Source organism: Phenylobacterium sp., from assembly GCF_004297125.1.
Lineage (GTDB): Bacteria > Pseudomonadota > Alphaproteobacteria > Caulobacterales > Caulobacteraceae > Phenylobacterium.
Map to the genome: position 1 here is coordinate 131,980 of NZ_SCVD01000020.1, position 23,442 is coordinate 155,421.

Annotated in this window: 24 protein-coding genes; 20 read left to right on the forward strand and 4 right to left on the reverse strand. The window is 73.4% G+C overall.

Going from position 1 to position 23,442, the window contains the following annotated elements; all coding sequences use genetic code 11:
• Positions 1-47 precede the first annotated feature (47 nt).
• Positions 48-2,519 carry a heavy metal translocating P-type ATPase gene (locus EPO51_RS11505; protein ID WP_293350365.1) on the forward strand — a complete coding sequence of 824 codons (2,472 nt, stop codon included), beginning with the start codon at positions 48-50 and terminating at the stop codon, positions 2,517-2,519.
• 3 nt (positions 2,520-2,522) lie between these two features.
• Here the strand turns inward: EPO51_RS11505 and EPO51_RS11510 are convergent, their stop codons facing one another.
• Positions 2,523-3,608 carry a copper resistance protein B gene (locus EPO51_RS11510; protein WP_293350368.1) on the reverse strand — a complete coding sequence of 362 codons (1,086 nt, stop codon included), beginning with the start codon at positions 3,606-3,608 and terminating at the stop codon, positions 2,523-2,525.
• Positions 3,605-5,434 (reverse strand): copper resistance system multicopper oxidase, encoded by a 1,830-nt coding sequence (locus EPO51_RS11515; RefSeq protein ID WP_293350371.1) that lies wholly within the window; start codon positions 5,432-5,434, stop codon positions 3,605-3,607. Before EPO51_RS11515 ends, EPO51_RS11510 begins: the two co-directional genes overlap by 4 nt.
• A gap of 184 nt (positions 5,435-5,618) precedes the next feature.
• On the opposite strand from EPO51_RS11515, the gene copC reads away from it, so the two are divergent.
• The 7 genes from copC (at position 5,619) to EPO51_RS11550 (ending at position 13,724) form a co-directional block, all read left to right on the forward strand.
• On the forward strand, positions 5,619-5,975 hold the full coding sequence (copC, locus tag EPO51_RS11520) for a copper homeostasis periplasmic binding protein CopC (protein ID WP_293350374.1): 357 nt from the start codon (positions 5,619-5,621) through the stop codon (positions 5,973-5,975).
• Positions 5,976-5,985: 10 nt separating this feature from the next.
• Positions 5,986-6,897 carry a copper homeostasis membrane protein CopD gene (gene copD / locus EPO51_RS11525; RefSeq protein WP_293350376.1) on the forward strand — a complete coding sequence of 304 codons (912 nt, stop codon included), beginning with the start codon at positions 5,986-5,988 and terminating at the stop codon, positions 6,895-6,897.
• Positions 6,898-6,941: 44 nt separating this feature from the next.
• Entirely contained in the window at positions 6,942-7,271 is a 330-nt protein-coding gene (locus tag EPO51_RS11530; RefSeq protein WP_293350378.1) for a hypothetical protein, read from the forward strand.
• 90 nt (positions 7,272-7,361) lie between these two features.
• A complete protein-coding gene (locus EPO51_RS11535) occupies positions 7,362-8,633 on the forward strand; it encodes a TolC family protein (protein WP_293350381.1) in 1,272 nt (423 codons plus the stop codon).
• Positions 8,630-10,096 (forward strand): efflux RND transporter periplasmic adaptor subunit, encoded by a 1,467-nt coding sequence (locus tag EPO51_RS11540; protein WP_293350384.1) that lies wholly within the window; start codon positions 8,630-8,632, stop codon positions 10,094-10,096. Before EPO51_RS11535 ends, EPO51_RS11540 begins: the two co-directional genes overlap by 4 nt.
• Complete coding sequence (locus tag EPO51_RS11545) at positions 10,093-13,245, forward strand: efflux RND transporter permease subunit (RefSeq protein WP_293350387.1); 3,153 nt, start codon at positions 10,093-10,095, stop codon at positions 13,243-13,245. The genes EPO51_RS11540 and EPO51_RS11545 overlap by 4 nt, the downstream gene beginning before the upstream one ends.
• Positions 13,242-13,724: a DUF411 domain-containing protein gene (locus EPO51_RS11550; protein ID WP_293350390.1), complete on the forward strand. Its 483-nt coding sequence runs from the start codon at positions 13,242-13,244 to the stop codon at positions 13,722-13,724. The genes EPO51_RS11545 and EPO51_RS11550 overlap by 4 nt, the downstream gene beginning before the upstream one ends.
• 234 nt (positions 13,725-13,958) lie before the next feature.
• Here the strand turns inward: EPO51_RS11550 and EPO51_RS11555 are convergent, their stop codons facing one another.
• Entirely contained in the window at positions 13,959-14,159 is a 201-nt protein-coding gene (locus tag EPO51_RS11555; protein WP_293350393.1) for a heavy-metal-associated domain-containing protein, read from the reverse strand.
• A gap of 165 nt (positions 14,160-14,324) precedes the next feature.
• Here EPO51_RS11555 and EPO51_RS11560 point away from each other — a divergent pair, with 165 nt between their 5' ends.
• The gene (locus tag EPO51_RS11560) at positions 14,325-14,639 is read left to right on the forward strand and encodes a copper-binding protein (protein ID WP_293350396.1); all 315 of its coding nucleotides are present in this window, start codon (positions 14,325-14,327) and stop codon (positions 14,637-14,639) included.
• Between the two features lie 4 nt (positions 14,640-14,643).
• Here the strand turns inward: EPO51_RS11560 and cueR are convergent, their stop codons facing one another.
• A complete protein-coding gene (cueR, locus tag EPO51_RS11565; RefSeq protein WP_293350398.1) occupies positions 14,644-15,087 on the reverse strand; it encodes a Cu(I)-responsive transcriptional regulator in 444 nt (147 codons plus the stop codon).
• A 281-nt stretch (positions 15,088-15,368) separates the two neighbouring features.
• Between cueR and EPO51_RS11570 the strand changes: the two genes are divergently transcribed.
• From EPO51_RS11570 to EPO51_RS11620, 11 genes are all read left to right on the forward strand, one after another.
• Positions 15,369-15,779 carry a DUF305 domain-containing protein gene (locus EPO51_RS11570; RefSeq protein WP_293350400.1) on the forward strand — a complete coding sequence of 137 codons (411 nt, stop codon included), beginning with the start codon at positions 15,369-15,371 and terminating at the stop codon, positions 15,777-15,779.
• Positions 15,780-15,864: 85 nt separating this feature from the next.
• Positions 15,865-16,158: a hypothetical protein gene (locus EPO51_RS11575; protein WP_293350402.1), complete on the forward strand. Its 294-nt coding sequence runs from the start codon at positions 15,865-15,867 to the stop codon at positions 16,156-16,158.
• Complete coding sequence (locus tag EPO51_RS11580) at positions 16,155-16,595, forward strand: Spy/CpxP family protein refolding chaperone (RefSeq protein WP_293350404.1); 441 nt, start codon at positions 16,155-16,157, stop codon at positions 16,593-16,595. Before EPO51_RS11575 ends, EPO51_RS11580 begins: the two co-directional genes overlap by 4 nt.
• Positions 16,592-17,176, forward strand: a complete 585-nt coding sequence (locus EPO51_RS11585; protein ID WP_293350406.1) for an RNA polymerase sigma factor — start codon at positions 16,592-16,594, stop codon at positions 17,174-17,176. Before EPO51_RS11580 ends, EPO51_RS11585 begins: the two co-directional genes overlap by 4 nt.
• A gap of 14 nt (positions 17,177-17,190) precedes the next feature.
• Entirely contained in the window at positions 17,191-17,694 is a 504-nt protein-coding gene (locus tag EPO51_RS11590) for a nuclear transport factor 2 family protein (RefSeq protein WP_293350408.1), read from the forward strand.
• Between the two features lie 309 nt (positions 17,695-18,003).
• On the forward strand, positions 18,004-18,231 hold the full coding sequence (locus EPO51_RS11595) for a hydroxylase (RefSeq protein WP_293350410.1): 228 nt from the start codon (positions 18,004-18,006) through the stop codon (positions 18,229-18,231).
• 220 nt (positions 18,232-18,451) lie between these two features.
• Positions 18,452-18,880, forward strand: coding sequence for a four-helix bundle copper-binding protein (locus tag EPO51_RS11600; protein WP_293350412.1), 429 nt, complete (start codon positions 18,452-18,454; stop codon positions 18,878-18,880).
• Positions 18,880-20,889: a 2Fe-2S iron-sulfur cluster-binding protein gene (locus EPO51_RS11605; protein ID WP_293350414.1), complete on the forward strand. Its 2,010-nt coding sequence runs from the start codon at positions 18,880-18,882 to the stop codon at positions 20,887-20,889. Before EPO51_RS11600 ends, EPO51_RS11605 begins: the two co-directional genes overlap by 1 nt.
• A complete protein-coding gene (locus EPO51_RS11610) occupies positions 20,876-21,607 on the forward strand; it encodes a hypothetical protein (RefSeq protein ID WP_293350417.1) in 732 nt (243 codons plus the stop codon). The genes EPO51_RS11605 and EPO51_RS11610 overlap by 14 nt, the downstream gene beginning before the upstream one ends.
• Positions 21,604-22,311: a cytochrome c3 family protein gene (locus EPO51_RS11615; protein WP_293350420.1), complete on the forward strand. Its 708-nt coding sequence runs from the start codon at positions 21,604-21,606 to the stop codon at positions 22,309-22,311. The genes EPO51_RS11610 and EPO51_RS11615 overlap by 4 nt, the downstream gene beginning before the upstream one ends.
• Positions 22,312-22,470: 159 nt before the next feature.
• Complete coding sequence (locus EPO51_RS11620; RefSeq protein WP_293350423.1) at positions 22,471-23,442, forward strand: HlyD family secretion protein; 972 nt, start codon at positions 22,471-22,473, stop codon at positions 23,440-23,442.

The window sequence follows — 23,442 nt, forward strand, 5'->3', positions numbered from 1 at the left end:
GATGGGAAGCCCCATCTGCGCTGGGCGTCGCGTTCAGGAGTCGCCCCATGCCCCAGTCCCGTCTCGAGATGATCGACATTCCCATCCTCGGTATGACCTGCGCGAGCTGCGTCGGACGGGTGGAGGCGGCGATCGCAGGCGTGGCCGGCGTGGCCGCGGCGAGCGTCAACCTGGCCGCCGAGCGCGCCCGCGTCGAACTGACCCCGCAGGGCTCGGCGCAAGCCGTCGCCGACGCGATCCGCCGCGCCGGCTACGCGCCGATGGAGACGGTGGTCGAGCTCAAGATCGGCGGCATGAGCTGCGCCAGCTGCGTCGGACGTGTGGAGCGCGCGCTCGCCGCGGTCCGGGGCGTGCTCGGCGCGGAGGTGAACCTCGCCGCCGAGCGGGCGCGCGTGCGCGTGCTGGAGGGCGGCCCCGACCCCGCGACCCTGATCCTCGCCGTGACCGCCGCCGGCTATGAGGCCGCGCCGGCCGGATCGGCGACGCCCGAACGGGCCGATCGAGAGCAGGCGGCCCGCGCCGCCGAGATCTCCGGCCTGAAGCGCGCCGTAGTCGTGGCGGCGCTGGCCACGGCGCCCCTGTTCCTGCTGGAGATGGGCCGCCATTTCCTGCCGGGCGTCCACTACTGGCTCGACGCGACGATCGGCGAGCAGCCCTGGCGCCGGATGAGCTTCGCGCTGGCGGCCCTGGTCCTCTTCGGGCCGGGCCTGCGCTTCTATCGCAAGGGCGTCCCGAACCTCCTGCGGCGCACCCCGGACATGAATTCGCTGGTGGTTCTCGGCGCGAGCGCCGCGTTCGCCTACTCGGCGGTGGCGACCTTCACGCCCGGCCTTCTGCCGGCCGGCGCCGACCACGTCTACTACGAGGCGGCGGCGGTCATCGTGACCCTGATCCTGCTCGGGCGGCTGTTCGAGGCGCTGGCCAAGGGCCGCACGAGCGCGGCCATCCGCCGGCTGATGACCTTGCAGGCTAAGACCGCCCGCGTCGTGCGCGGTGGGCGCGAAACCGAGGTCCCGATCGCGGAGGTCCGCGCCGGCGACGTCGTCGCCGTTCGCCCGGGCGAGCGCGTGCCGGTCGACGGCGAGGTGACGGACGGCGCCTCTTTCGTCGACGAGTCCATGATCCGCGGCGAACCCGTCCCCGTGGAGAAGGGGGCCGGCGACGAGGTCGTCGGCGGCACGGTCAACAAGACCGGCGCCTTCCGCTTCCGCGCGACCCGGGTGGGCGCCGACACCCTGCTCGCCCAGATCGTCCGCATGGTGGAGACCGCCCAGGGCGCCAAGCTGCCGATCCAGGCGCTGGTCGATCGGATCACCGGCCGGTTCGTGCCCACCGTCATCGTCGTCGCCGTGGCCACCTTCGCCGCCTGGCTCGCTTTCGGACCCAGCCCGGCCCTCGGCTTCGCCCTGGTCAATGCCGTCGCGGTGCTGATCATCGCCTGTCCCTGCGCCATGGGCCTGGCCACCCCGACCTCGATCATGGTGGGGACGGGCAAGGCCGCCGAGCTCGGCGTCCTCTTCCGCCGCGGCGAGGCGCTGCAGGCGCTGCGCGACGTCAAGGTCGTGGCCTTCGACAAGACCGGCACGCTGACCATGGGCCGGCCCGCGCTCACCGACCTGATCCCGGCCGAGGGCTTCGCGGCCGACGAGGCGCTGCGGCTGGCCGCGGCGGTGGAGGCGCGCTCTGAGCACCCGATCGCAGCGGCCATCGTCGAAGCGGCGGCCGAGAGAGATCTCGCCTGGGGGGCCGCCGACGGCTTCGAAGCGGTCCCCGGCTTCGGCGCCGAGGCGTGGGTGGACGGCCGCCGCGTGCAGGTGGGCGCCGATCGCTACATGCTGCGCCTGGGCGTCGACGTCGCCGCCCTCGCGACCGAAGCCGCCCGCCTGGCCGCCGAGGCGCGGACGCCGCTGTTCATGGCCGTCGACGGCCGGCTGGCCGCCTTGATCGCGGTCGCCGACCCGATCAAGCCGACGACGCCGGCGGCGCTCGCGGCCCTGCACGCGGCCGGCCTCAAGGTGGCGATGATCACCGGAGACAATGCGCGCACCGCCCGTGCGGTCGCCGACGCGCTGGGGATCGACCAGGTGGTCGCCGAGGTGCTGCCCGACGGCAAGGTCGCCGCCCTCGCGGCGCTCCGCGCCCGATACGGCGCGGCGGCGTTCGTGGGCGACGGGATCAACGACGCGCCGGCGCTCGCCGCCGCCGACGTCGGCATTGCGATGGGCGCGGGCACGGACATCGCCATCGAGAGCGCCGACGTCGTGCTGATGCGCGGCGACCTCACGGCCGTGGCCACGGCGGCGAGCCTGAGCCGCGCCACCCTCGCCAACATCCGCCAGAACCTGGCCTGGGCGTTCGGCTACAACGTGCTCCTGATCCCGCTGGCCGCGGGCGTGCTCTACCCGGCCTTCGGCCTCACCCTCTCGCCGATGATCGCGGCCGGCGCCATGGCGCTCTCCAGCGTCAGCGTGTTGGCCAACGCGCTGCGGCTGCGGGGCTTCCATCCCGCGGCCGTGTGAGGTTCAGAACCAGGCCCGCAGACCGACGACGAAGCGCGTGTCGCTTGCGTCCTCGCCGGCGGCGCGGGCGAAACGGGCGGTGTCGCCGACCTTGCGGCTCCAGACCACGCCGACATAGGGCGCGAACTCCCGGCGAATCTCATAGCGCAGCCGCAGACCCGCCTCGACGTCCGAGAGGCCCGAGCCGACACCGCGGGAAGGGATGTCTGCTGCTGAAAAGTTGAGCTCCGCACGCGGCTGCAACACCAGCCGCTGCGCCAGCCGGAAGTCGTAGGTCCCCTCCGCCCGGCCGAGGAGCTCGCCCTTGTTGGAGAGGAACAGCGCCCCTTCCGCCTCGAACCAGTAGGGGAGCAGGCTCTCGAAGCCGATCACGGCATAGGTGCGCTGCGGCCCCGGCTCGAAATCGTGGCGCACGCCGACCTGCAGGTCGGTGTAGACGCCGACGGCGCGGGAGTAGAGCACCTGGGCCTCGGCGTCCTCGGCGCCGTCATCCCAGCTTCCCTCGCCCTCCGATTTCAGGACGAGGCGGTTCACGTCGCCGCCGAACCAGGCCTCCAGGTCCCAGTGATAGCCGCCGCCGGACCCCAGGCGGGCCTCGGACATGTTGGCCATCACCTTGGAGAGCCGGGTTCCGCCGTGCTCCTGTCGCAGGATCGCGCGGCCCTCGGCCATCGGACCCGCGCCGTAAACACGGTCTGCGCCGAACTCGGCGGGCGGCGCCGGCGGGGCCTCCGCGCCCACCGGCAGGTCGGCCCCGGTCTGGGTCACGGCCGGCGCCGCTGCGTGTGCGGCGTGCGGGTCCGCGGGCGGCGCCGGCATCGTGTGGCCCGCGTGCGGATCGGCGGCGGGCGGCCCGGCCTGGGCCGTGTGACCCGCGTGGGGATCGGCCGTCGGGGCCGGCATCGTATGGCCGGCGTGCGGATCGGCGGTCGGCGGCGGCGCGGGCTTCGCGGCCGGGGCCGCATGCCCCGCATGCGGATCGGCCGTCGGCGCCGGCCTGGCGTGGCCGGCGTGCGGATCGGGGGTCTGGGCCAGGGCCGGGGCCGCGAAGAGGGTCGGAACCAGGGCCATGCAGATCAGACGGCTCATGCGGCGGCTCCATCCAGGGGCCGCACGGCGAACACCTGAAACATCCCGGCGTGCATGTGGTACATCATGTGGCAGTGGAAGGCCCAGTCGCCGGGCTCGGCGGTGATGTCGAAGCTGACCTTTCCCCCCGGCAGGACATTCACCGTGTGCTTGCGCGGCATGTGGCCCACCGGCCCGTGGGTCAGTTCGAAGAAGTGGCCGTGCAGGTGGATCGGGTGGGTCATCATGGTGTCGTTGACCAGGGTGACTCGGACCCGCTCGCCCTTGCGGAAGCTGTACGGCTTCGGACCGTCGCTGAACTTCATCCCGTCGAAGCCCCAGATGAAGCGCTCCATGTTGCCGGTCAGGCGGATTTCCAGGCCGCGCGACGGGGCGCGCGTGTCCGGATTGGGCTCCAGGGCGATGAGGTCCGTGTAGACCAGCACGCGATGCCCGACGCTCTCCAGCCCCTGCCCCGGCTCGCCGGTCCGGTCCATGGGCGACGGTGCGATCGACTGCACGCCCGGGCCCATCTTCACCTGCGGCGCGTTGAGCGGATCGCGCATGGACATCTCCATGCCGCCCATGTCGCCCATGGCGTCGGACCCTCGCACTCTCGGCGGCGCCATTCCGGGGGCGGGCTGCGCCGCGCCGGCCGGGGCATGGCCCATCGCCGCGTGATCCGCGCCCGCCGCCGCCGGCGCGCCGGCCTGGACGCCGCCGTGGCCGGCGTGCGTGCCCATGCCCATGTCCTTCATCGTCCCGAGCGGCCGTTGGCGCAGCGGCGGGACTGCCGCGGTCATGCCCGGTCGCGGGGACAGGGTCGCCCGGCCCATGCCGGAACGGTCCACGGCCTCGGAGACCAGGGTGTAGGCGCGATCCTCGGTCGGCTGCACGATCACGTCGTAGGTCTCGGCGTTGCCGATCTGGAATTCGTCGACCTCCACCGGGCGCACGTTCTGGCCGTCGGCCGCCACCACGGTGAGCTTCAGGCCGGGGATGCGGACGTTGAAGATCGTCTGGGCGCCGGCGTTGATGAAGCGCAGGCGCACCCGCTCGCCGGGCGTGAACAGCGCCGTCCAGTTGTCCTCAGCGCCGTGGCCGTTGATCAGGAACTTGTAGACCGCGCCCGTGACGTCGGAGATGTCGGTAGGGTCCATCAGCGTCTTGGACCACTCCTTCCGCTCCTGCAGCGTCTGGTCCCGCCCCGCCAGCAGGCCCGCGATGGTCTGGCGTTGATAGTTGAAGGTCCCAGACTGCTGCTTCAGCCGCTGGAAGATGCGGTGGGGATGCATGAAGCTGTAGTCCGACAGCACCACCACGTGCTCGCGGTCGTAGGCCACCGGATCCGGGCCGGCCGGGTCGATCACGATGGGCCCGTAGTGGCCCTCCTGCTCCTGCAGGCCCGAGTGGCTGTGGTACCAGTAGGTGCCGCTCTGGATGACCGGGAACTCGTAGACAAAGGTCTCGCCGGGCTTGATGCCGGGGAAGCTGACGCCCGGCACGCCGTCCATCTGGAACGGCACCAGCAGCCCGTGCCAGTGGATCGAGGTGTCCTCATCCAGGGTGTTGGTCACCGAAAGGCGGACCTTCTGGCCCTCCTTCAGGCGGATCAGCGGCGCGGGCACGGTGCCGTTGATGGTGACCGCGTGCCCGCGGCGGCCGTCGACGGTCAGCGCGCTGTGGCCGATCGTGAGCTTTATGTCCTCCCCGGAGAGCGTGGGCAGCGTGGGCAGGCCAGGCGCGGCGCTGAGCGCCCACCCGGGCAGGAGGCCGGCGGCGGCGAGGCCGCCGCCCGCCAGGGTCGCGCCGCGCAGGAGTGCTCGGCGGCTGAGAAGATCGTGCATCGTCCGTCCCGGAGGTTCACCGCGGCCCCGCGGTGCGAGGCGACATGGCCAGTATACGCACGAGGTCGGCTGCGCCCCTCAAAAAGCGATTGCGGCGGGCCCGTCATCCTGTCGCGTGAGGGACTGGAGGTTGGCCGCGCGTACAACCCGGTGAGGCGTCCCTCAACCCTGCGGAGATATCGGAATGACGTTCAGAACCCCCGTCGCGCTGGCCGTCGCCGCGAGCGCCCTGCTCGTCGGCAGCCACGCCTCCGCCCATGCAAAGCTGGTGAGTTCCAGTCCCGCGGCCAATGCGGCATCGCCCGCCCCCGCCCAGATCCAGCTGCAGTTCAATGAGAAGCTGCAGGCGAAGTTCTCCGGCTTCGAGGTCTCCTCGAAAGGCGCAGCCGTGCCGGTGAAGGTGGCCCCAGGCAAGGACGGGCTTTCGCTGGTCGGGACGCCCGCACGGCCGCTGAGCGCCGGCGTCTATGAGGTGAAGTGGCACGCGGTGACCGCGGACACCCATCGCATGCAGGGCGCCTTCAACTTCACCGTGCGCTGACGGCGCGCGCATGCACGCCGCCGTCGTCGCCCTGCGCCTCCTGCAGTTTGCGGCCGCCGTCGTGCTCTTCGGCGCGCCGCTCTTCCTGCTCTACGGCCTGAAGGCCCCTGCGCGGGATGCGCTGCCATGGCCACGGCCGCTCGCCATCGGCGCCGGCCTGGCGCTGTGCGCCGGGGCCGTGGCCGGGCTGCTCGCGCAGACGGCCGTGATGGCTGGTGACCCTTCGGCCGCATGGGACGGCGCGCTCCTGATGAGCGTCGGCGTCGAGACCCCCTTCGGCCGCGCGGCCCTCGCCCGCGCCGTGGCCGCCATGGCGGCGCTCGTGCTGGTCTTGGTCATGACGCCCGGCCGTCGCCTGTGGTGGGCGCTCAGCGTCCTGGGCGCCGCCGCCGTGGCCAGCCTTGCCTGGAGCGGCCACGGGGCCGCCACCGAGGGCCCCGGGAGTCTCGTCCATCTGGTCGCCGACATCCTGCACCTCCTGGCGGCCGGGGTCTGGATCGGGGCCCTCGCCGCCTTCGGACTTCTGCTTCGCGCCAAGCCCTTCGGCGTCCTGCAGGCGCGGGCGTTGCACGGCGCGCTCGCCGGCTTCTCCGGCGTCGGCTCGGCGGTGGTCGCCACCCTGGTCCTGACCGGCCTCGTCAACAGCTGGTTCCTGGTCGGCCCGCAGGGCCTGGCGCGCCTCGCCGCCACCGGCTGGGGCGTCCTCATGCTCGCCAAGCTGGCCGTCTTCGCCGTCATGCTGGGCCTGGCCGCGGTGAACCGCTTCCGCCTGACGCCCGCCTTGGCCGCCGGCGCGGCGTCGGGCGATCCCGCGGCGCTGGCCGGCTTGCGCCGCAGCCTCGCGCTCGAGACCGGCGCGGCCGTCCTCGTCCTGGCGCTGGTCGCCGCGCTCGGCACGCTCCCGCCTCCGGCCGCCGCTTGAGGGAAGTCAAAGACAACTGCGCGCCGAAGGCTCATGATGAGCCCATGATCGCGCGGCTGTTTGCGCTCCTCGCCGTCCTGGCCCTGGCCCTCAGCCCGCTCAACGCGGCGGCGGCCGCGCGCGCCTGCGAGCACATGGACGCCGCCGCGGCCATGGCGGACATGCCGTGCTGCGATCCCGACCCATCTGCGCCCATGGACCCGGCCTGCGCGGCGAAGTGCGTGGTGATGGCCGGGGTCGTCGCCGACCTGCCGACGTCGCTGGTGGTCGATCGGCCGGCCGCGACCTGGACCGCCTATGCCGTCCCGGGCGCACAGTTGCTGCACGCCCATCCGCCGCCGCCGCTGGAACGACCACCGCGACCGCTCGCCTGAAGCGCGCCGCCGGCCAGCCCCGAGGCTCCGCCGGCGCGTGAGACTGCGCGCGCCTTCGGGCGCTTGGTTCCGCGTCGTCAGGACGATTCCATGACCTTGTTGTCCCCCCGAGCCCGGCGGCGACGCCGTCGCGCTCGCTGGCCCGGCCTCGCGGCCGCCGCGGCCTGGCTGGTCGCCGCACCCGCGGCCGCCGCGCCGATCACGCTCGCCGCCGCCCTCGACCGCGCCGAGGCCCAGGCCCCCGAACTGCAGGCCGCCGCCCTGCAGGAGGAGGCCGCGCGCGCGGCCTCGCGGGCCGCCGGCGCCCTGCCGGACCCGAAGCTGCAGCTCGGACTCGAGAACGTGCCGGTCTCAGGCCGCGGGGCGGGCCGCTTCGACGCCGAGGAGATGACCATGGCCCGCTTCGGCCTGACGCAGGACCTCCCCAACGCGGCCAAGCGGGCGGCCGAGCGCGAACGCGCCCAGACGGGCATCGCCGCGGCCCTGGCCGCCCGGCGGGCGAGCGGACGCGAGGTCCGCGCCGCGGCGGCCGCCGCCTGGGTCGACCTCTACTATGCGCAACGACGGCTCGCGGCGCTCGACCAGGCGGTGGCGACGCTGAGTCCGCTCTGGGACGCGGCCTTCGCCAGCGTGGCGTCGGGCGCCGCGCGACCCGCCGCCGGCCCGGAGGGGCGGCGCCTGCGCGCCGAACTCGCCGACCGCCGCAGCGAACTGGTCGCCGCCGTCGCCGTCGCGCGCGTCCGCCTGGCGCGCTGGACCGGCGACCCGGCGGCGGAGCCGACGGGAACCCCGCCGCCGCTCGAGCTCGACGTCGCAGCCTTGCGCGCCGGCCTCGACCGCCATCCGCTGATCGAGGCCCGCGACGCCTCGGTCCGCCAGGCGGGCGCCGAGGTCGACCTGGCGCGCGCCGGCAAGCGCCCGGACCTTGGCCTGGAGTTCGCCTACCAGCGCCGCGACCCGATGTTCGGGGACATGGTCTCGGTCGGGGTGACGGTGAGCCTGCCGGTCTTCGCCCGCACCCGCCAGGAGCCGATCATCGCGGCGCGGACCGCAACCTTCGGCCAGGCACGGGCCGAACGCGAGGCCGCCGCGCGCGCCCTGGCCGCCGAGCTCGAGGCGGGTCTCGCCGACCACGCCATGCTGCGGGAACAGTGGCTACGGGCGCGCGACACCCTTCTGCCGCTGGCGCGGACCCGGGCCGACCTGGAGACCGCCAGCTACGCCGCCGGGCGCGCGGGCGTGCCTGAAGTCACCGAGGCGCTCAGCGCCCGCGCCGAGGCGCAACTCACCCTGCTCGAGCGCGAGGCCGCCTTGGCCCGGGCGACCGCGCGGCTCACACACACCCTGGGGAGCGATCGATGACCCGCTTCAACATGTCTCCAGTCGCGCTCGCCGCCGCGGCCGGCCTCGCCGTCGCCGCCCTCGCCGGCGGCGTCCTGATCGGCCGGGCGACGGCGCCCGCGGACGCTCCGGCGCCGGCGGCGGCCGGCCGCGAGGTGCTCTACTGGTACGACCCCATGAACCCGGGCCAGCGCTTCGCGCGCCCCGGCAAGTCGCCGTTCATGGACATGCCGCTGCAGCCGAAATACGCCGACGACGCGGCGTCGGATCCCGGCGTCGCCATCGATCCGGCGCAGACGCAGAGCCTGGGCCTGCGCCTGGCCAGGGCTCAGCGCGGCGCGTTGCCGGGCGGTCTCAGCGCCACGGGCGTGATCGACTTCAACGAACGTGACGTCGCCGTGGTGCAGTCCAGGGCCTCGGGCTTCGTGCAGCGGGTCTACGGCCGCGCCCCCGGCGACGTCGTGGGCGCGGGCGCGCCCCTGGCGGACATCCTCGTGCCCGACTGGGCGGGCGCCCAGGCCGAGTTCCTGGCCGTGCGGCGATCGGGCGATGCGGCCCTGATCCGCGCGAGCCGCCAGCGCCTGCAGCTGCTGGGCATGCCCCCCGGCCTGATCGCGGCCGTGGAACGCGGCGGGCGCGTGCGGGACGTGACCACCGTCGTCATGCCCTCGGGCGGGGTGATCCGCACGCTCTCGGTCCGCGACGGGATGACCGTGACAGCGGGGCAGACCCTGGCCGAGATCAACGGCCTCGGCCGGGTCTGGCTGAACGCGGCGGCGCCCGAGGCGATGGCGGGCCAGATCCGCGTCGGCGAAGCGGCCAGCGCCACCCTTGCCGCCTATCCCGGCGAGGCCTTCGGCGGCCGGGTGACGGCGATCCTGCCGCAGGTCCAGCCGGACAGCCGCACGCTCACGGTCAGGATCGAGCTGCCCAACGCAGGCGGCCGGTTGCGGCCCGGCATGTTCGCCACGGTGCGGTTCGGCGGTGTGGGGCAGTCCGCGCTGCTCGTCCCCACCGAGGCGGTGATCCGCACCGGACGGCGCACGCTGGTCATGCTGGCGGGGCCGCGCGGGACCTATCAGCCGGCGGAAATCCGGACCGGGCGTGAGGCGGGCGGCCAGACCGAGGTGCTGGCCGGCCTGCGCGAAGGCGAACAGGTCGTGGCCTCCGGCCAGTTCCTCATCGACAGCGAAGCCAGCCTGTCCGGCGTCGCGGCCCGTCCGATCGGCGACGCGCCCCCCGCTCGCGCCGCGGCGTCCCTGATCGAAGGCGTCGGCCGCGTGGAGCAGATCACGGCGAGCCAGGTGACCCTGAGCCACAACGCCATCCCGGCCGTGCAGTGGCCGGCCATGACCATGTCGTTCCGGCTCGGCGATCCACACCTGGCCCATGCGGTGAAGCCGGGCGAGCAGGTGACCTTCGCCTTCGAGCAAACGGCGAGCGGTCCGATCGTGCGCCGGCTCGAGCGGAGGCCCGCGCGATGATCGCCGCCCTCATCCGGGCCTCGGTGCGGGGTCGGTTCCTCGTCCTGCTGGGCGCTCTGGCCCTCCTGGTCGCGGGGGTCATGGCCGTCCGTGCGACGCCCGTCGATGCGCTGCCCGACCTCTCCGACGTGCAGGTGGTGATCCGCACAAGCTATCCCGGGCAGGCGCCGCAGATCGTAGAGAACCAGGTCACCTATCCCCTGACCACCACCATGCTCTCGGTGCCCGGGGCCAAGACGGTGCGCGGCTACTCCTTCTTCGGCGACAGCTTCGTCTATGTGCTGTTCGAGGACGGGACCGACCTCTACTGGGCGCGCTCCCGGGTGCTGGAGTACCTCAACCAGGTGCAGGGCCGCCTGCCCGCCGGCGCGAAGGCCGCGCTCGGGCCGGACGCCACCGGCGTCGGCTGGGTCTACGAATATGCGCTGATCGACCGCTCCGGCCGCCACGACCTGTCGCAGCTGCGCGGGCTGCAGGACTGGTTCCTGCGCTATGAGCTGAAGAGCCTGCCGGGCGTCGCCGAAGTCGCCAGCATCGGCGGGATGGTGCGCCAGTACCAGGTGGTGCTGGATCCCGTCCGCCTCGCGGCCTACGGGGTGACCCATCAGGAGGTCGTGGGCGCGATCCAGCGGGCGAACCAGGAGGCCGGCGGCTCGGTGCTGGAGATGGCCGAGGCCGAATACATGGTCCGGGCCAGCGGCTATCTGAAAACCCTCGACGACTTCCGCGCCATCCCGTTGCGCACCGCCCGCGGCGGCGTGCCCGTTCGCCTGGGCGACGTGGCCACGGTCCAGATCGGGCCGGAGATGCGCCGCGGTGTCGCCGAACTGAACGGCGAGGGCGAGGTGGCCGGGGGGGTCGTCATCCTGCGCTCGGGCAAGAACGCGCGCGAGACCATCGCGGCGGTGAAGGCCAAGCTCGTTGAACTCAGGCGCAGCCTGCCGCCCGGCGTGGAGGTGGTCACCACCTACGACCGCTCGCAGCTGATCGACCGGGCGATCGCCAACCTCAGCCAGAAGCTGCTCGAGGAGTTCGTGGTCGTGGGCGTGGTCTGCGCCCTGTTCCTCTGGCACGCCCGATCGGCGCTGGTGGCCATCCTGACCCTGCCGCTCGGTGTGCTGTTCGCCCTGCTCGTCATGCGGCTGCAGGGCGTCAACGCCAACATCATGTCGCTGGGCGGCATCGCCATCGCCATCGGGGCCATGGTCGACGCCGCCGTGGTGATGATCGAGAACGCCCACAAGCGGCTCGAGCGGTGGACGCACGAGAACCCCGGCGAGGCCATGGACGAGCCGACCCGCTGGCGGCTGGTCACGGACGCCGCCGCCGAGGTGGGGCCCGCCCTGTTCCTGAGCCTGGTGATCATCACCCTCTCGTTCGTGCCGGTGTTCGCCCTGCAGGCCCAGGAAGGGCGGCTCTTCTCGCCCCTGGCCTTCACCAAGAGCTACGCCATGGCCGGCGCCGCGATCCTCTCGGTGACCCTGGTGCCGGTGCTGATGGGCTTCCTGATCCGCGGCCGCATCCCGAACGAGGCGGCCAACCCGGTGAACCGCTGGCTCACGCGCGCCTACGAACCCGTCATCGGCTGGGTGCTGCGCCGGCCCCGCACGGTGCTCGTGGTCGCGCTGCTGGCCTTCGCCACCACGGCCTGGCCGCTCAGCCGCCTGGGCGGGGAGTTCATTCCGCCGATGGACGAGGGGGACCTTCTCTACATGCCCTCCGCCCTGCCTGGCATCTCCGCGGCCGAGGCGTCCGCCCTGCTGCAGCAGAGCGACCGGCTGATCCGCACGGTCCCGGAGGTGAAGAGCGTCTTCGGCAAGGCCGGCCGCGCGGAGACCGCCACCGACCCGGCGCCACTGGAGATGTTCGAGACCACCATCCAGTTCAAGCCCCGCGACCAGTGGCGTCCCGGCATGACCCCGGAGACGCTGACCGAGGAGCTCGACCGGGTGGTGCGGATCCCCGGCCTCGCCAATGTCTGGGTGCCGCCGATCCGCAACCGCATCGACATGCTGGCCACCGGCATCAAGAGCCCGATCGGCGTCAAGGTCTCCGGCGCGGACCTCGCCCAGCTCGACCGGGTGGCCGCCCAGGTGGAGAGGGTCGCCAAGCGCACGCCCGGCGTCTCCTCCGCCCTGGCCGAGCGCCTGACCGGCGGACGCTACGTGGACGTGCGGATCGACCGCGCCGCCGCGGCCCGCTTCGGCCTCAACATCGCCGATGTCCAGGAGATCGTCGGCGGCGCCGTCGGGGGCCAGACCGTCGGCGAGACGGTGGAGGGCGTCGCCCGCTACCCGATCAGCGTGCGCTATCCGCGCGAGCTGCGCGACAGCCTCGAGGGGCTGCGCGGCCTGCCCATCCTGACGCCCGCCGGCCAGCAGATCACCCTCGGGACCGTGGCGGCCATCGAGGTCGCGGACGGGCCGCCGATGCTGAAGACCGAGAACGCCCGCCCGTCGACCTGGGTCTATGTGGACGTGCGGGGCCGCGACCTGAACTCGGTCGTCACCGACCTGCGCCGCGCCGTCGCCAGGGACGTGACGCTGCCGCCCGGCGTGTCCGTCGCCTACGCCGGCCAGTTCGAGTACCTGCAGCGGGCCGCCGCGCGGCTGAAGCTGGTGGTGCCCGCGACCTTGGCGATCATCTTTCTGCTGCTCTACGCCACCTTCCGCCGCTGGGACGAGGCCGCCCTGATCATGGGCACCCTGCCTTTCGCGCTGACCGGCGGCGTCTGGGCCATCTACCTGCTCGGCTACCACCAGTCGGTCGCCACGGGGGTCGGCTTCATCGCCCTGGCGGGCGTGGCGGCCGAATTCGGGGTCGTGATGCTGATCTACCTGAAGCACGCCCTGGCGGAGCGCGGTCCGGACCCCAGCCCCGAGGACGTGGCCGCCGCCGTGCACGAAGGGGCCCTGCTGCGGGTCCGTCCCAAGGCCATGACCGTCGCCGTGATCCTGGCGGGCCTGGCGCCGATCCTCGTGGGCCACGGCGCCGGCGCCGAGGTGATGAGCCGCATCGCCGCCCCGATGATCGGCGGCATGCTCACCGCCCCGCTGCTCTCCATGCTCGTCATCCCCGCGGGCTATCTGCTGCTGCGCCGCCGCCGGCCAGGCCGGCGGTCCCCCCTGCCGAAAGGAGTCTCCCGATGATCAACCCCTCCCCCACCCCCGCCCGAGGCCCGGGTCGCCGCGCGCTGATCCTGGGCGCCGCAGCGCTGGGCCTGACGGCGGGCTGCGCCCGCGCGGCGGCCGCCGAGCTGACGGTCTACAAGACCCCCTGGTGCGGCTGCTGCGGCGGCTGGGTCACCCACATGCGCCGCGCCGGCTTCTCGCCCAAGGTCGTCGAGGTGGAGGACCTGGCCCCGGTGCGGGGGAAGCACGGGATCCCCTTCACGCTCTCGTCGTGCCACACCGGGGTCATCGCGGGCTATGTGGTCGAGGGCCACGTCCCGCCGGCGGACGTCGCGCGACTGCTGCGGGAGCGGCCGAAGGCCCTGGGTCTCGCCGTCCCCGGCATGCCGATAGGCTCCCCGGGGATGGAGCAGCCCGGCGGCGCGACCGAGCGCTTCGTGACCCTGCTGCTGCTCGACCGGTCCGGCCGCACCCGACCGTTCGCGACCCACGGGTAGCGGCCGCGGGCGCGAGGGCTGCGGCGGCGGCCCGGCACGCCGCTTCGCAGCGGCGGCGGCGCTCCGCGCAGACCTGGTGATGGGCCATCTGCGCATGGCGCGCCTCCTGGTGTCGGAAGGGCCGGCCACCCCGCGGAGGGCGGCCGGCGTTCCCGGCCGGGCGCAACTCGCCATTGACGTGCGAAGGTTGTCGCCCGGGGAAGGTTGCGGCGGCTCCGGACTCCGTCCGCCGCCTCAGGCGGGCGCGCGGACCGCGTATCCCGCCCCTGTGATCGCCTGCGACACCGCCCCGGCGTCGGCGCGGGTCTGCGCCTCCACCGTTCCCGCCTGCAGGTCCACGCGGACCTCCGCGGCGGGATCGAGCGCCTGCACGGCGCGGGTCACCGCGCCGACGCAATGTCCGCATCCCATGCCATCGACCTTGAACCGAAGCATCTCAAACCTCCAAGCTGGCCTCGGTTCCGAAGATGGGGCTTCCCATCGTGGCAAGGTCAAGGACGGGGCGGAGGGGCCGGTTGAGGGATGCGCGGCGGCGGCGCGTAATCTCACCGACGGTCCGCGCAGTGGGCGGGCAGATTTTCCGAGATTCAGGAGACCGACATGAAACTTGCCTTGATCCTCGCCGGTGCGCTCGCCGTGGCCGCGCCGGCCGCAGCCCAGCCGGCAAACCACGCCGACCACGCCGCCGCCGCGCCGAAGGCCGCCGCTCCGGTCCAGGGCTCGGGCGTCGTGAAGGGCGTGAACGCCAAGGCCGGGACCATCACCCTCCATCACGGCCCGATCCCCGCCCTCAAGTGGCCGGCGATGACCATGACGTTCAAGGCGGCTCCCGAGGCGGTCAAGGCCGCCAAGACGGGCAAGTCCGTGACCTTCACGCTCAACGCGGCCGGCGACCAGGTGCTGTCGCTGCAATAGGCCTTCAGCCGCCGAAAGGACGGGCCGCCGCGCGGCGGCCCCTCCCGGCCGGCGGATCGCCGGACGCCAGATCCGCCAGGATGGGACAGTCGGGGCGGTCGTCGCCGGCGCAGCAGCCGGACAGGTGGCGCAGGGTGTCCGCCATCGCCTGCATCTCGGCGATACGGCCCTCGAGCTCGGCGACATGCTGATCGGCGATCGCCTTGACGTCGCGGCTCGGCCGCGCGCGGTCGCGCCAGAGAGAGAGCAGGTTGGTGATTTCGTCCACCGAGAACCCGAGGCTGCGGGCGCGCCTGATGAAGCGCAGCTCATTGACGTTGCGCTCGTCGAAGCTGCGGTAGTTGTTGGCCTCGCTGCGCTCGGCCGGTCGGATCAGGCCGACCTGCTCATAGTAGCGGATCATCTTGGCGCTGACCCCGGACGCGCGGGACGCATGGCCGATGTTCATCCGAAGCCTCCCTCTCCGCGTCGGCGCCCCATCGACGCGCCTTTCCATCGTGGGAAGGTCAAGCCGGCCGCCAACCAGGGATACGCATGAGCCCGCCCCGCCCCCTCACGCGTCGAGATGTGGGCTGCGCGGGATCTTCGTGCGGCGACCCTCCCATGGTCGGACGGCTGGCGTCCGTTGACGCCGGCCTGCGCAACGAACCGGGCGTGTTGCGCCTTTAACCCGGCGCCTACGTCCTGGGCGATGGCCGCGCAGGGCAGGACAACACCAGGGTGAATTCCATGAAGACGTCGCAACTCCTGGCCGCCAGCGCGGTCCTCAGCCTGGCCGGCGCCGCCGCCTGGGCGCACCCGCCGGGCGAACACGGGACGATGGCCCAGGGCAAGATGGAACAGGACAAGATGGGACACGCCGCCAAGGGCGCGGGGGGTCATCACATGATGGCGGACGAGGCCTTCATGGCGTCCATGCAGTCGATGCACAGGTCGATGACCGCCGCGAAGGGCGGTACGGTCGACGCCACCTTCGCGAAGAAGATGATCGCCCACCACGAAGGCGCCATCGCGATGGCGCGGATAGAGCTCGAACACGGCGCCGACGCTCAGGCCAAGCAGCTGGCGCAGAAGACGATCGACGAGAACACCCGCGGCATCGCGGCCCTGCGCGACTGGCTGCGCGCCCACGGCGGCTGACACGTCGCCGCGCCGGGATCGCGGCGCTTGCGGGATCGAGGCGGCCCGGGCGTATATCCAGGTGAAGACTGTGCAAGGACGACCGATGTCGAACGATCTGGATCACATGCTCGCGCAGCTCGCCCGGGAGGCGCCCGATGCGTCTCTGGAGGGGTTGGAGGCGACCGTGATGGCCGCTGTCGCGCGCCACCGCGAGGCGGCGCGCGCGTCGCGCGCGCTCACCCCGATCCGCGCCGCCTCCGTGGCGATGGCGATGGCGTTCGGCGTGACCGCCGGCGGGATGGCGGCCGCCACCACGCTGAGCGAACCCCACCGCCTCGACACCTTCTCGACGGGCGCGCACCTGGCCCCCTCCACCCTGCTCGAGGGGCGCGGGTGAGTTTCGCCCGCGGCCTGCTGATCACCCTCGTTCTGTCGGTGCTGGCGGCGTTCGCGGGCGCCTGGGGCGGGGCGTCCTATATCGTCTCGCGCATGCACGACGAGCCGCCCCTGCACGAGGTGGTGCACGAGAAGCTGAACCTGACCGCCGACCAGGAGCGGCGCATCGCCGGGCTCGAGCGCGACTTCGCGGCGCGGCGACAGGCCCTGGAGTCCGAAATGCGCGCCGCCAACGCCGAGCTCGCCCAGGCCATCGGCCGCGAGCACGCCTATTCTCCGGCGGTGCAACAGGCCATCGACCGCTTCCACCGCGCCATGGGGCAGCTGCAGAAGGAAACCATCCTGCACGTGCTGGCGATGCGCCAGGTGCTGACGCCCGACCAGGCGGCCGTTTTCGACGACACTGTGGTGAAGGCGCTCACTGACGAGACCCCGTGAACCCGCCCGCCGAACCCAGCGACGCCATGCTGGCGCGCCAGGCGGCGGCCGGCGACGAGCGGGCCTATGCGACCCTCGTCGGGCGGCACAAGGACCGCCTCTACGGGCTGCTGCGCCGCTACCTCGGCGACCCGGACGAAGCGCGCGAGGCGGCGCACGAGGCCTTCATCGCCGCCTGGGCCGCCCTGCCCCGCTACGACCCGGCGCGCCCGTTCGCGGCCTGGCTGCGCACCATCGCCATCAACAAGGCGCGCGACCGGGCCCGGCGTCGGGCCTTTCGCCGGCTAATCTTCGGCGACCGGCCGCCCGACGACGCGGACGCGGAGGGTCCGGCGGACCCGTCGCCGGATGCGGAGGCGACCCTCGTGGAGCGCGAGCGGCTGGCCCTGCTGGACCGCGGCATCGCGCGCCTGCCGGCTCCGCTCAAGGAAGCCCTGGTGCTCACCGCCCTCGATGGCCTGTCGCAGCAGGCGGCGGCCGACGTCCTGGGGGTGACCGTCAAGACCGTGGAGACGCGCGTCTACCGCGCCCGCAAGATCCTGGCCGAAACCCTCGACCCCACCCTGCGGCCTGGCCGTTGACCTGGAGCCTGACCATGCCCCGCCCCGAAGCCCTGGCCCTCGCGGCCATCCTCGCCCTCGCCGTCGCGCCGGCGCCCGCCCTCGCCCACCCTGGCGAGCGCCCGCAGGCCGCCGTCCGTGCGGCGCCGGCCGCGCCGCGGGAGGCGGCCCGCGCCGTCGACGCCTTCCACGCGGCGCTGCGCCGCGGCGACACCGCCGGCGCCCTGGCCCAGCTCGCCGACGACGTGCTGATCTTCGAGGCCGGGGGCGCCGAACGGTCCAAGGCGGAATACGCCGCGGCCCACCTGGCGGGCGACGCGGCGTTCGCCCAGGCCGTCCCCGGCGCGCTGCTGCGCCGCACCGGCGGGATGCTGGGCGGGTTGGCCTGGGTGGCCTCCGAAGGGCGCACCCAGGGCCGCTACAAGGACCGCGACGTGGACCGCATCACCACCGAGACCATGCTCCTGCGCCGCGACGGCGCGACCTGGAAGATCGTGCACGTCCACTGGTCCTCGAGAGCCGCGGCCGCAGCGCACTGAGCCCGGCCCCGCCCTGGCGTCGCCCGTTCGTCCGGGGGGCGCCCGGACGACGACGCAGCGCCGCTGGCGCCGGGCGCGCCGCGACTCAGCCTGGTCCGGCGTGAGGGTTGCGCCTCGGTCGCGCGTATCCCCTATAGCGGGCATGCGCGGGAGACGGCTGAGCAGATGTGTCGTTCGCCCAAATTTCAGTCTCGTCCTGATCGTTTTGCGGGCGCCTGCGGCCTGGTCGCCGGCCCTGACCTTGTTCGGCGAAGCCTTCGGTGTAGCCCATGTTAGCTCAGCCTGATCAATCGAGGAGGAGTGGGTTTGATGATCAAGACACTGGGAGTCGCCGCCGCGGGCATGGCCGCCATGGCCCTGGCGGGTTGCGCGACCATGGACGATACGCCGCCGACAGCGGAGCAAAAGGCCGCCTGCGAGAAGATGCTGAGCGAGATGGGCGAGGGCGCGACCCACAGCCACGGCTCGGACAAGTCCGGCGCGGTCAACAGCATGGGCATGACCCATGCCCAGTGCCGGTCCATGCTGAAAAAGTAGGCTTCCCAGGTCGCGCGGTCTCGTCGAGCCGCGCGCGGGAAGTTGGCACGGTCCGCCTCAGTATCCCCTCTGGCGGACCGTGCACGCCCCGGCTGCGAGCCTCCGTTGACCTCGGTCAACGCCTGTCTCCCTGGACCCGGTTAGCTGCGAATCTGGCGGCTTTCGCCGGCGTGAATCCGTCGGCCTGCGCGCAGGCGACTGGGCAACCTGGGAGACGAAGATGACGCATCGGCGGAACCTCTTGACCGTGGCCCTCGGCCTGGCGGCGATCGCGGGCGCAACGGGTCCGGCGGCGGCGCAGGCCGCCGCCGGCGGCCACATGTCGCTCGCCGACTGCATCGCGCTCTGCCTGAAATGCCACGCCGCCTGTCAGGACGCGGTCGGCAAGACGCTTTCCGGGGCCGGACGCGCCGAGCCCGCCCTGGTGATGACCCTGCTCGACTGCGCCGAGATCTGCCAGGCCACGGCCAATTCCATGGCGCGGGGCTCGCCGGTCCACACCGCCTTCTGCGCGGCCTGCGCGCAGGTCTGCGACGCCTGCGCCGAGGCCTGCGGCAAGGCCGAGGCCGCCGCGGCGCTGCAGGCCTGCGCGGACCTCTGCCGCGAGTGTGCGATGTCGTGCCGCCACATGGCCGGGTCGATGCGCTAGTGTCGGCCCGCCGTCCGCCGCGCCGTCCAGGCCGCCGCGTCGCCAGTTCGGCGGGGCGCGCCCGCGCCGCCCTCGGCGGGACGCTGGCCGCCGCCGTCCTGTCGCTGTTCGCGGCGCAAGCGGCCCTGGCGCAGCCGCCCACGGCGGACGAGCATGCGGCCCACCATCCGGGGGGCGGGGCCCCCGCCACGCCGGCGGCGGCTGCAGGCGCGCCCGCTCCCGCCATGACGGGCATGCCGCCCGCCGCGGCGGCGCAGCGGGCGGGCGCGGAGGGCATGGCGGGCATGATGGGCGGCTGCATGGGCGAGGGCTGCATGTCGGCGGGCGGGCAGCCCCTCTACGCCCGGCTCCTGGCCCTGCCTCATGTCTCCGACGCCGAGCGGCATGCGATCGCCGACGAGGGCCGCCGCCGCATGGACGTGGGCGGGGCCCTGCTCGCGCGGGCCGCCAAGGAGGCGCAATGGGCGGCCTCGATGCACGACGCCGCGGCGCTCGCGCAGGCGGACGCGACGGCCCGCGAAGGCCAGGCTCTGCTCCGCAGCGGGACCGCGGCGCATCTGGCCCTGGCGCGCGGCCCGGCCGGGCCGCAGGTCGCGCTGGACTGGTACCGCGACGAACTGGGTCTCCCGACGCCGCAGCCGCACGCCTCGCTCTGGTACGGCGCCAACGCGGGACACCTCCTCCTGATGACGGCCTTGGCGCTGGTCGCATCCGGACTCGTCGCGCTGCAGGTGCTGCGCCGCGGACGGACCCGCGCGGTCCTGGCCGCCGCGAAGGCAGGGCCGGGCGACACGGCGGCGGCCGGCGCACCACAGCCTCCCGGGCCGGCGGCGCCGGCCGGGGTCGCCGCTCAAGTCGCGGCGCCCGCTCCGGCGCCGGGACCAGGCGCAGCCGCCGCAGAGACGGTTCGGCCGGCGGTCGCCGCACGGCCCTGGAAGGGCGAGCTGCGGGTGGCGCAGGTGGTTCGGGAGACCCCGACCGTCTCCACCTTCCGGCTGGTCGACCCCGCGGGCGGGCGGCTGCCGTTCGACTTCCTCCCCGGGCAGTTCCTGCAGGTGGAGGTGGAGCCCACGCCCGGCGCCTCGGCCAAGCGGTCGTACACGATCGCCTCGGCGCCCACCCGCACCGGCTACGTCGAACTGACGGTCAAGCGCGAGCCGCAGGGGGCGGTGTCGGCCTACCTCCACGACCAGGTGGCGGCCGGCGCGCGCCTGAAGGTCGCCGGCCCCTACGGCGCCTTCACCTTCTCCGGCACCGACGCCGACAGCATCGTCCTGATCGCGGGCGGGGTCGGCGTGACCCCCATGATGTCGGTACTGCGCTACCTGACCGACCTGGTCTGGCCGGGGGAGATCTTCTTCATATACAGCGCCCGCGCCACGGACGAGTTGCTGTTCCGCGAGGAGCTCGAGCACCTCGAGCGGCGCCACCCGAACCTGAGCGTCCTCTGCACCGCCGAGACGCGGACCCCCGGCACCAGCTGGCTGGGTCCGGAAGGGCGGCTGACGCGGGAGCTGCTCCAGGCGGCCGTGCCGGACCTGGGCCGCCGCCGGGTCCACCTGTGCGGGCCGCCGGCCATGATGGCCGCCATGAAGGGCGTCCTGCAGGAGCTCGGGGTGCCCCCCGAACAGCTGCGGACCGAGGCGTTCGGGCCCGCGTCCCTGCCGGTGCACGAGCCGCCTGCCGAGGCGGCGGTCCCGCCGCCCGCGAAGCGCGCCGGCAAGCGCAAGGCGGCGGAGGTGGCGCCGCAGACCGTCACCTTCTCGATCGCCGGCGTCTCGGCGCCCCTGCCCAGCGACCAGACCGTGCTCGAGGCCGCCGAGGGCGCCGGGGTGGAGATCCCCTACTCCTGCCGGTCCGGCGTCTGCGGCGTCTGCGTGGTCAAGCTCAAGCAGGGCGCAGTCACCATGGCGGTGGAGGACGGGTTGGACCCCGCCGACAAGGCCGCGGGCTACGTCCTGGCGTGCCAGGCCAAGTCCGCCGGGGGCGACCTCGTTGTCGAGGCCTGATCATCAGGAACGCGAGAGCCTGGTCGTCGGCGGCCTGGTCCTCCTGCTGGTCGGGTTTCCGCTGGGCTTCCTGGTCCATGTGAGCGCCCGCTTCCCGGGCAGCCTGGCCGGAAGCCTCATCGGGATCGCCGGCGCCATCCTGATGCTGGCCCCTTTCGTCTACCTCGTGATCAAGCGCACGCCGTCGCTGAAGGCGCGGGTGACGCGCCACGTCTCCATGCGCACGCTGCTCGCGGTCCACATCTACGCCGGGATCCTGGGACCGCTGCTCGGCCTCGTCCACGCCGCCCACAAGTTCGAAAGTCCCCTGGGCGTGTCGCTCACCGGACTGATGCTGGTGGTGGTGCTGAGCGGCTACGCCGGCCGCTACCTGCTGAGCCAGCTCGGCCGCGCCATCCGTGGCCGCCAGTCCGACCTGGCGGCGCTGCGCGTGGCCCTCGACCGCGCCGCGCCCGCGGCGACGCCGCCGGCGGCCCGCGGATTCTGGCGCGGGCTGCGCGACAGCCTGATGCGGCCTGAGGCCGGGGCCGAGACCCCGAACCCGGCGCGCCTGGCCGCGGCGATCGCCGACCTGGAGTTCGCGGTCCGCGCCGAAGCCCTGGTGAAGGAGCTTTTCGACCGCTGGCTCAAGCTCCACATCGTCATCGCCATGGCGCTCTACGCCCTCCTGGCCCTGCACATCTGGTCGGGCCTCTACTACGGGCTGCGCTGGCTATGAGGTGGACGGCGATCCTCTACGGCGCGGTGGGCGCGGCCGCCCTGGTCGCGGGGCTCCTGATCCCCTGGCTGGTGCACAGCCAGGGCAGCGCCGGGGTCCCGGGCTGGCAGGGCCTGGTCAATCCTGGCCCGGTGTCGGGAGCCCACAGCTTCCTGGCCGGCCAGTGCGAGGCCTGCCACACGCCGCACCAGGGGGTCGAAGCCAAGCAGTGCCTGACCTGCCATGCGGCGACCCGGTTCACCGACAAGGCCTCCACCCGGTTCCACGCCGAGGCGACGACCTGCGCCGGCTGCCACACGGAGCACCTCGGCGGGCGCGCGCCGGCGCGGATGGATCACGCCGTCCTCCTCGACGCCCGCGTCTGGAACCCAGCGCGGACGCCGCCCAAGGCCGCGGGGATCGCCGGGCTCGACTGCGCCGCGTGCCACGGGGTCAAGGACCCCCACCAGGGCCTGATGGGCGCGGGCTGCGCTGAGTGCCACGGCACGGAAACCTGGCGGATCGCGGGATCGCGGCACCCGCCCGACAGCTCCACCCAATGCGCCGAATGCCATCGCCCGCCGCCCAGCCACACGATGATGCACTTCGAGATGGTGTCGCAGCGCGTCGCCGGCGAGACGGCCCGCGTCGAGCAGTGCTTCGCCTGCCACGCCACCGACGACTGGAACAACATCCGCAAGGTGGGCCGCTACGATCACCACTAGTCGCGCGCACGGCGCACGCCGCGCCGGTCAGCCGAGCCGCACGTCTCGCCCCGGGTCTTCGACGCACCGCGCGGCGTCGCCGATCCGGTTGATCCGACGCAAGGCCGCGGGCCGGCGCGTCGTTCAGTATCCGTCCTGCAAGCCGCTGAGGTCCAGCCTATGAGATTGACGCCCAGGAAAACGGTCGCCCTGGTCGGCGCAGGCCTGATCGCCATCGCCGCCGGCTCGGGGTACGCCTACTGGCGCATGCGTCCCGATCCGCTGCCCGCGCAGGTGATCTATGGCAGCGGACGGATCGAAGCGGACGAGGTGCGCGTCGCCTCGGAAGTTCCGGGCCGGCTGCAGGTCAACAACGCCATCGAAGGCCGGTCCGTCAGGGCCGGGGAGTTGCTGGCCCAGATCGATGCCTCCGACTACCAGCTGCAGGAGGACCGCATCAGCGCCCAGCACGAGGCCGCCCGCCGGACCGGCGCGCAGATCGGCGCGCAGATCGGCCTGGCCGAGCATCACGCGGACACGGCGAAGAAGAACCTCGATCGCTACGAGACGCTGGCCCAGCAGGGCTGGTCGCCCGCCCAACGGGTCGAGAGCGCGCGCGACGCCTACCAGGCGGCCAAGGACCAGACCCAGGTGCTGCGGCAGCAGCGGGCGGAAGCCGAGGCGCAGTCGACCGCCGCGTCGAAGTCCCACGCGCTCGCCCGCTCGCAGATCGGCAAGACCAGGGTGCCCGCCCCGATCACCGGCGCCGTGCTCGAGCGGCTGGCCGAACCCGGCGAGGTCGTGGCGGCCGGCCAGCCCGTGGCGGTGCTCGCGGATCTCACGGAGGTGAAGCTCAAGGTGTTCGTCAGCGAGCGCGACCTGGGCAAGGTGCGGCTCGGCGCGCCCGTGCGGATTCGTGTCGACGCCTTCCCCGACCGGGCGTTCCCCGCCCGGGTGGCGCGCGTCGACGCCCAGGCGCAGTTCACCCCGCGCGACGTCCACACGGCCGACGAGCGGAGCCGCACCGTCTATGGCGTCACCCTCGAGGCTCCCAACCCCGAAGGCCGGCTGAAGCCCGGCATGCCTGCGGACGCGTGGATCCTCTGGGATGAGCGCAGCGGCTGGCCCGCGACCCTCAAGGTTCCCGAGTAG

Excerpts from the sequence above, each read along its gene's own strand:
- EPO51_RS11545 (WP_293350387.1), top strand. The coding sequence starts at position 10,093 with ATGATCGCCGCCCTCATCCGGGCCTCGGTGCGGGGTCGGTTCCTCGTC.
- EPO51_RS11530 (WP_293350378.1), top strand. The coding sequence starts at position 6,942 with ATGATCGCGCGGCTGTTTGCGCTCCTCGCCGTCCTGGCCCTGGCCCTC.
- EPO51_RS11590 (WP_293350408.1), top strand. The coding sequence starts at position 17,191 with ATGCCCCGCCCCGAAGCCCTGGCCCTCGCGGCCATCCTCGCCCTCGCC.
- EPO51_RS11600 (WP_293350412.1), top strand. The coding sequence starts at position 18,452 with ATGACGCATCGGCGGAACCTCTTGACCGTGGCCCTCGGCCTGGCGGCG.
- cueR (WP_293350398.1), bottom strand. The coding sequence starts at position 15,087 with ATGAACATCGGCCATGCGTCCCGCGCGTCCGGGGTCAGCGCCAAGATG.
- EPO51_RS11575 (WP_293350402.1), top strand. The coding sequence starts at position 15,865 with ATGTCGAACGATCTGGATCACATGCTCGCGCAGCTCGCCCGGGAGGCG.
- EPO51_RS11550 (WP_293350390.1), top strand. The coding sequence starts at position 13,242 with ATGATCAACCCCTCCCCCACCCCCGCCCGAGGCCCGGGTCGCCGCGCG.
- copD (WP_293350376.1), top strand. The coding sequence starts at position 5,986 with ATGCACGCCGCCGTCGTCGCCCTGCGCCTCCTGCAGTTTGCGGCCGCC.
- EPO51_RS11510 (WP_293350368.1), bottom strand. The coding sequence starts at position 3,608 with ATGAGCCGTCTGATCTGCATGGCCCTGGTTCCGACCCTCTTCGCGGCC.
- EPO51_RS11515 (WP_293350371.1), bottom strand. The coding sequence starts at position 5,434 with ATGCACGATCTTCTCAGCCGCCGAGCACTCCTGCGCGGCGCGACCCTG.
- EPO51_RS11535 (WP_293350381.1), top strand. The coding sequence starts at position 7,362 with ATGACCTTGTTGTCCCCCCGAGCCCGGCGGCGACGCCGTCGCGCTCGC.
- EPO51_RS11570 (WP_293350400.1), top strand. The coding sequence starts at position 15,369 with ATGAAGACGTCGCAACTCCTGGCCGCCAGCGCGGTCCTCAGCCTGGCC.
- copC (WP_293350374.1), top strand. The coding sequence starts at position 5,619 with ATGACGTTCAGAACCCCCGTCGCGCTGGCCGTCGCCGCGAGCGCCCTG.
- EPO51_RS11555 (WP_293350393.1), bottom strand. The coding sequence starts at position 14,159 with ATGCTTCGGTTCAAGGTCGATGGCATGGGATGCGGACATTGCGTCGGC.
- EPO51_RS11560 (WP_293350396.1), top strand. The coding sequence starts at position 14,325 with ATGAAACTTGCCTTGATCCTCGCCGGTGCGCTCGCCGTGGCCGCGCCG.
- EPO51_RS11620 (WP_293350423.1), top strand. The coding sequence starts at position 22,471 with ATGAGATTGACGCCCAGGAAAACGGTCGCCCTGGTCGGCGCAGGCCTG.
- EPO51_RS11505 (WP_293350365.1), top strand. The coding sequence starts at position 48 with ATGCCCCAGTCCCGTCTCGAGATGATCGACATTCCCATCCTCGGTATG.
- EPO51_RS11540 (WP_293350384.1), top strand. The coding sequence starts at position 8,630 with ATGACCCGCTTCAACATGTCTCCAGTCGCGCTCGCCGCCGCGGCCGGC.
- EPO51_RS11595 (WP_293350410.1), top strand. The coding sequence starts at position 18,004 with ATGATCAAGACACTGGGAGTCGCCGCCGCGGGCATGGCCGCCATGGCC.
- EPO51_RS11615 (WP_293350420.1), top strand. The coding sequence starts at position 21,604 with ATGAGGTGGACGGCGATCCTCTACGGCGCGGTGGGCGCGGCCGCCCTG.